This is a genomic window from Vibrio sp. 1978 (assembly GCF_033344345.1).
Map to the genome: position 1 here is coordinate 1 of NZ_JAWPOP010000151.1, position 1,063 is coordinate 1,063.

Consider the following 1,063-nt stretch of genomic DNA (forward strand, 5'->3'; position numbering starts at 1 on the left):
TTTGGTGGTGCCTCATGTCAATGGCGATCAAGCGGCGCTGGTGGGCAAAGAGCAACATAAGTCAGCGCAATCCTTACTTGAGGTGTGTGCAGAGTTATGTGGTCAGCATCGTCTCAATCTTTATCAAACTCCGAAGCGAAAAACGGTTGAAAAACATGGTCGAGATCTACAAGACATCATTGGCCAGCAACAAGGCAAGCGTGCTCTAGAAATTGCGGCGGCTGGAAACCACAACCTACTTTTCCTTGGTCCTCCTGGTACAGGAAAAACCATGCTGGCGTCGCGTTTATGCGACTTACTGCCGGAGATGAGCGACGAAGAAGCGATGGAAACGGCTTCAGTCGCATCACTGACGCAAAGTGAGATTAATGAGCACAACTGGAAGTCGCGTCCGTTTCGTGCGCCGCACCATTCCAGTTCGATGGCTGCATTAGTTGGTGGTGGCTCGGTGCCAAGACCGGGTGAGATTTCTTTGGCTCACAATGGGTTATTGTTCCTTGATGAAATGCCGGAGTTTGACCGTAAAGTGTTGGACTCGTTACGAGAACCACTGGAATCGGGTGAGATCATCATTTCGCGCGCACAAGGAAAAACGCGTTTTCCTGCTCGTTTTCAGCTGGTGGGCGCGTTGAATCCGAGCCCTACGGGCTATTATGAAGGGAATCAAGCGCGTACCAATCCTCAGGCCATTTTGCGTTATTTGGGTCGTTTATCGGGACCGCTTCTCGACCGTTTTGATATGTCGTTAGAAATTCCATCCTTACCGAAAGGCACGTTGGCGGAAGGTGGTGATCGAGGTGAACCCACGGAACTCGTCAAAGAGCGCGTCAGTCTTGCTCGCGAGAGCATGCTCAATCGAAACGGCAAAGTCAACGCACTGCTCGGCAGCCGTGAGATTGAGGCATTTTGCCCGTTGCAAAAAAGCGATGCGGAATTTCTCGAAACTGCACTACATCGGCTGGGGTTATCGATTCGTGCCTATCATCGCATCATTAAAGTGGCTCGCACGATAGCGGATTTAGAAGGTGCTGAGCAGATTGAGCGTTCTCATTTGGCGGAAGCG

Annotated in this window: 1 protein-coding gene; it reads left to right on the top strand. The window is 51.1% G+C overall.

Annotated features, from left to right (window positions below; translation table 11 throughout):
* On the top strand, nucleotides 1-1,063 hold a 1,063-nt coding region (locus R8N49_RS25140), incomplete at both ends, for a YifB family Mg chelatase-like AAA ATPase (protein WP_318190213.1).